Source organism: Streptomyces marokkonensis, assembly GCF_039539045.1.
In the GTDB taxonomy this organism is placed as follows: domain Bacteria; phylum Actinomycetota; class Actinomycetes; order Streptomycetales; family Streptomycetaceae; genus Streptomyces; species Streptomyces marokkonensis.
Genome location: NZ_BAABCQ010000299.1, coordinates 1 through 4,757 on the forward strand (window position 1 = coordinate 1; position 4,757 = coordinate 4,757).

The window sequence follows — 4,757 nt, forward strand, 5'->3', positions numbered from 1 at the left end:
GTACCGGCGAGAACGGTGGTACCGGCGAGAACGGTGGCACTGGCGAGAACGGTGGTACCGGCGAGAACGGTGGTACCGGCGAGAACGGTGGTACCGGCGAGAACGGTGGCACTGGCGAGAACGGTGGTACCGGCGAGAACGGTGGCGACACCGATGACCCCGGGACCGGCAACGGCAACGGTGGCGGCAACGGTGGCAACGGTGGCGGCAACGGTGGCGGGGGCGACAACACCACCCCCGACGGCGGCAGCAACGACAACGTCACCCAGGACGAGGGTTCCTCGGCCCTGACCGACACCGGTGAAGAGGCCCCGGCCTCCGACACCACCGCCCAGGGCAGCGGTGACGAGCTCGCCGAGACCGGCGCCGCGCAGACCACGTTCCTGCTGGTCGGCGCGGCGACGATGATCGCCGGCGGCATCGGCTTCCGCTTCCTGCCGCGTCTGATGAACGGCCGCGGCGGCGCTGCCGCCTGACGGTAGCCGTCCGCGTACGCACAGCGCACGCACGCACGCACGAGAAGGGGCCCGGAGCGTATGCTCCGGGCCCCTTCTCCTGTCTTCCGGCCGCCGCAACCGCCGTTTCCCTGTCCCCGGGGGCCCCGTGGGGCCCACCGCGTGGGCGTCAGGCGGTCTGGTGGGCCAGCAGGGCCACCGCCGCGACCAGCACCGTCAGCAGGGCGACCAGCGTCATCGGATTCAGCCCCGCGAGGAAGTTCCCCTGCTGCAGCCGCTCGCGGTTCGCCCGGCACACCGGGCATCTGCCCTCGTTCACGGGCGCCGCGCAGTTCGCGCACACCAACCGGTCGTACGTCATGCGCTCACCCTCCTTGCCCACCGGCTCCGTCAGGACAACGCCCGCACCCACGCGAACGTTCCCCCCTCCCACTGTGCCAGGTTCCGTGGGGCCCCGCGCGCCTTCCCTCCGGGGTGAGGACAAAACGCGCAACTGCTGCGCAACCCCGACCGGTGACTGCGGTCCGCTCCCCGATTCGCGTATGGTCACGCACATCTACCCCCGGCGACCCGTGGTGCATCCGTGATCCGATTCGACAACGTGTCCAAGGTCTACCCCAAACAGAACCACCCAGCCCTCAGGGATGTCTCCCTGGAGGTCGAGAAGGGCGAGTTCGTCTTCCTCGTGGGGTCCTCCGGCTCCGGAAAGTCCACCTTCCTGCGGCTGGTCCTCCGCGAGGAGCGGTGCAGCCACGGACAGGTGCACGTTCTGGGCAAGGACCTCGCCCGCCTGTCCAACTGGAAGGTGCCGCAGATGCGGCGCCAGCTGGGGACGGTGTTCCAGGACTTCCGCCTGCTGCCGAACAAGACGGTCGGCGAGAACGTCGCCTTCGCACAGGAGGTCATCGGCAAGTCCCGCGGCGAGATCCGCAAGTCCGTGCCGCAGGTGCTCGACCTCGTCGGGCTCGGTGGCAAGGAGGACCGCAGGCCGGGCGAGCTGTCCGGCGGTGAGCAGCAGCGCGTCGCCATCGCACGCGCCTTCGTCAACCGGCCCAAGCTGCTGATCGCGGACGAGCCCACCGGCAACCTCGACCCGCAGACCTCCGTCGGCATCATGAAGCTGCTCGACCGCATCAACCGGACGGGCACCACCGTGATCATGGCGACCCACGACCAGAACATCGTGGACCAGATGCGCAAGCGCGTCATCGAGCTGGAGAAGGGCCGTCTCGTCCGCGACCAGGCACGCGGCGTCTACGGCTACCAGCACTGACGAGGAACGGAAAGGCTTAACGAGACGCCATGCGCGCCCAGTTCGTGCTCTCGGAGATCGGTGTCGGTCTTCGCCGCAATCTGACGATGACCTTCGCGGTCGTCGTCTCCGTCGCCCTGTCCCTGGCCCTGTTCGGCGGTTCGCTGCTGATGAGCGACCAGGTGACCACCATGAAGGGCTACTGGTACGACAAGGTCAACGTCTCGGTCTTCCTCTGCAACAAGAGCGACGCCGAGTCGGACCCCAACTGCGCCAAGGGCGCGGTGACCGAGGACCAGAAGAAGCAGATCATGTCCGACCTCGACGAGATGACCGTCGTCGACAAGGTGACGTACGAGTCGCAGGACGAGGCGTACAAGCACTACAAGGAGCAGTTCGGCGACTCGCCGCTGGCCAGCTCCCTCACGCCGGACCAGATGCAGGAGTCGTACCGGATCAAGCTGAAGGACCCGGAGAAGTACCAGGTCATCGCGACCGCCTTCGACGGCCGGGACGGCGTGCAGTCCGTGCAGGACCAGAAGGGCATCCTGGACAACCTCTTCGGCCTCCTCAACGGCATGAACTGGGCCGCCCGCGCGGTGATGGCGCTGATGCTCGTCGTCGCGCTGATGCTGATCGTCAACACCGTGCGCGTCTCGGCGTTCAGCCGTCGGCGTGAGACCGGCATCATGCGGCTGGTCGGCGCCTCGGGCTTCTACATCCAGGCGCCGTTCATCATGGAGGCGGCGGTCGCCGGGCTCATCGGCGGTGGTGTCGCCTGCGGCTTCCTGGTGGCCGCCAGGTACTTCATCATCGACCACGGACTCGCCCTGTCCGAGAAGCTGAACCTGATCAACTTCATCGGCTGGGACGCCGTACTGACGAAGCTGCCGCTCATCCTGGCCACGAGCCTGCTGATGCCCGCGTTGGCCGCGTTCTTCGCGTTGCGCAAGTACCTGAAGGTGTGACACATACCAAGAGGGCCGCACGGTCGAGCTACCGTGCGGCCCTTACGCGTTGTCCTAGACTCACCGGCATGTCAGGTCGTGACCCGTTCTGTCAGCCCCGCCGCGCACGCCACGGGGCCACCCTGACCTTGGTGTTCGCGAGCGTGCTCGTCGCCGGCGCGGCCACCGGTTCGTTCCCCGGGGCCGACCGGAAGCCCGCGCCCGACACGGCCGGCTCCGCCGTCCCGGCCGGCCGGCACGAGGAGGTCGCGCGGGCGGCGTCCGAGGCGATGGCCGACGGCAAGTCCCCCGTGGAGGCCGCCGAACGTGCCGTCAGCCGCAGCGGGGACCGCTGGGGCGCCGTCTATTCCCGGGGCGAGTACGAGGAGTTGGAGGACGCCCTCGACGGCCGGTACACAGGCGTCGGGCTCTCCGCGCGCCGTGAGCGCGACGGCCGCATCGAGGTGACCAGGGTGCGCTCCGGCTCGCCGGCCGCCGACGCCGGAGTCCGCGAGGGCGACCGGCTGCGCAGCGTCGACGGCGAGCGGGTGGACGGGCGCCCCGTCACCGAGGTCGTCTCCATACTGCGCGGCGACGCCGAGGCCGAGCCCGCAGGCACCGCCGTCCGGCTCGGCCTGGAACGCGGCACGCGCGCGTGGACGGAGACCGTCCGCCGGGCGCGGCTGTCCACGGACCCCGTGACCGTGCGCACCCTCGCCGACGGCGTCACCGTGGTCAGGGTCGTGTCGTTCTCCAAGGGCGTGGGCGAACAGGTGCGCGGTGCGGTCAAGCGGCTGCCGTCCGGCACCGGGGTCGTCCTCGACCTGCGCGGCAACTCCGGCGGGCTGGTCGCCGAGGCCGTCACCGCCGCCTCCGCCTTCCTCGACGGCGGCCTGGTCGCGACGTACGACGTCGACGGCGACCAGCGGGCCCTGCACGCCGAGCCCGGCGGCGACACCACCAGGCCCCTGGTCGCGCTCGTCGACGGCGGCACGATGAGCGCGGCCGAGCTCCTCACCGGAGCCCTGCAGGACCGCGGACGGGCGGTCGTCCTGGGCTCCCGCACCTTCGGCAAGGGCTCGGTGCAGATGCCGAGCCGGCTGCCCGGCGGCTCGGTGGCCGAGCTGACCGTCGGGCACTACCGCACGCCCTCGGGCCGTGGCGTCGACGGCACCGGCATCACGCCCGACCTGGAGGTCGACCCGTCGGACCCGGCCGCCCTGGACCGGGCACGGACGGTGCTGAGCGGACTGGGGCGCTAGGGGGTACCGCCCCGCGTAAATCGGCTTCCCGCGGACCCCCTCCGTAGTGCCAAAATGGGCTGCACTATGGCTAAGGAAAAAGCGCGCAAGCTGGTCGCGCAGAACAAGAAGGCGCGGCACGACTACCAGATCCTCGACACGTACGAGGCCGGTCTGGTCCTGTCCGGGACCGAGGTGAAGTCGCTGCGCCAGGGGCGGGCATCGCTGGCCGACGGCTTCGTGCAGCTGGACGGACACGAGGCGTGGCTGCACAACGTGCACGTGCCGGAGTACAGCCAGGGCACCTGGACGAACCACAGCGCCCGCCGTAAGCGGAAGCTGCTGCTGCACCGCTTGGAGATCGACAAGCTGGAGTCGAAGTCCCAGGAGACCGGTCACACGATCGTGCCCCTGGCGCTGTACTTCAAGGACGGCCGGGCCAAGGTCGAGATCGCGCTGGCGCGCGGCAAGAAGGAGTACGACAAGCGCCAGACCCTGCGGGAGAAGCAGGACCGCCGCGAGGCGGAGCGGACGATCTCGGCGATCAGGCGCAAGCAGCGGGCCTGACACCCCCGGGGACAGCGGGTCTGCCCCACCGGAGGAATAGGCTGGCACCCGCGTGCGTTGGTCACGTACGATGGCACTTGCACCCCACAGCGGGTGCGCCCCTCCTCGGAGGGACCTCTTCGGAGGATTGAAAAATCAACATGGGGATGATCGGTTTCGACAGCGGATGTCGAAGCAGGGGAAGCGTGTCGAGGAAGCGGCCATGATCTCGTAAACCACAGGCCGAAAAAAATAATCGCCAATTCCAAGCGCGATTCCTCCCAGCAGGCCTTCGCCCTCGCTGCCTGACCTCAGG

General features: G+C 69.4%; 6 protein-coding genes and 1 other RNA gene. 6 read left to right on the forward strand and 1 reads right to left on the reverse strand.

The features are described from left to right. Nucleotides 1-476: LPXTG cell wall anchor domain-containing protein (locus ABEA26_RS35050; protein WP_345598003.1), on the forward strand; the 476-nt coding region annotated here is incomplete at its 5' end. 148 nt (nucleotides 477-624) lie between these two features. Here ABEA26_RS35050 and ABEA26_RS35055 read toward each other — a convergent pair. Beyond that, nucleotides 625-816 carry a hypothetical protein gene (locus ABEA26_RS35055; protein ID WP_279559708.1) on the reverse strand — a complete coding sequence of 64 codons (192 nt, stop codon included), beginning with the start codon at nucleotides 814-816 and terminating at the stop codon, nucleotides 625-627. Nucleotides 817-1,038: 222 nt separating this feature from the next. Here ABEA26_RS35055 and ftsE point away from each other — a divergent pair, with 222 nt between their 5' ends. From ftsE to ssrA, 5 genes are all read left to right on the forward strand, one after another. Further along, complete coding sequence (ftsE, locus tag ABEA26_RS35060; RefSeq protein WP_053131878.1) at nucleotides 1,039-1,728, forward strand: cell division ATP-binding protein FtsE; 690 nt, start codon at nucleotides 1,039-1,041, stop codon at nucleotides 1,726-1,728. Between the two features lie 29 nt (nucleotides 1,729-1,757). Then, nucleotides 1,758-2,675 (forward strand): permease-like cell division protein FtsX, encoded by a 918-nt coding sequence (gene ftsX, locus ABEA26_RS35065; protein WP_345598007.1) that lies wholly within the window; start codon nucleotides 1,758-1,760, stop codon nucleotides 2,673-2,675. A 68-nt stretch (nucleotides 2,676-2,743) separates the two neighbouring features. Further along, a complete protein-coding gene (locus tag ABEA26_RS35070) occupies nucleotides 2,744-3,916 on the forward strand; it encodes a S41 family peptidase (RefSeq protein ID WP_345598009.1) in 1,173 nt (390 codons plus the stop codon). Between the two features lie 66 nt (nucleotides 3,917-3,982). Further along, nucleotides 3,983-4,462: an SsrA-binding protein SmpB gene (gene smpB / locus ABEA26_RS35075; protein WP_345598011.1), complete on the forward strand. Its 480-nt coding sequence runs from the start codon at nucleotides 3,983-3,985 to the stop codon at nucleotides 4,460-4,462. A gap of 142 nt (nucleotides 4,463-4,604) precedes the next feature. Next, nucleotides 4,605-4,757, forward strand: a transfer-messenger RNA (tmRNA) gene (ssrA, locus tag ABEA26_RS35080); the annotation flags it as partial.

What these genes read in the sequence shown, in the direction of transcription:
- ftsX (WP_345598007.1), top strand. Translation starts at nt 1,758, where the DNA reads ATGCGCGCCCAGTTCGTGCTCTCGGAGATCGGTGTCGGTCTTCGCCGC.
- ABEA26_RS35055 (WP_279559708.1), bottom strand. Translation starts at nt 816, where the DNA reads ATGACGTACGACCGGTTGGTGTGCGCGAACTGCGCGGCGCCCGTGAAC.
- ABEA26_RS35070 (WP_345598009.1), top strand. Translation starts at nt 2,744, where the DNA reads ATGTCAGGTCGTGACCCGTTCTGTCAGCCCCGCCGCGCACGCCACGGG.
- smpB (WP_345598011.1), top strand. Translation starts at nt 3,983, where the DNA reads ATGGCTAAGGAAAAAGCGCGCAAGCTGGTCGCGCAGAACAAGAAGGCG.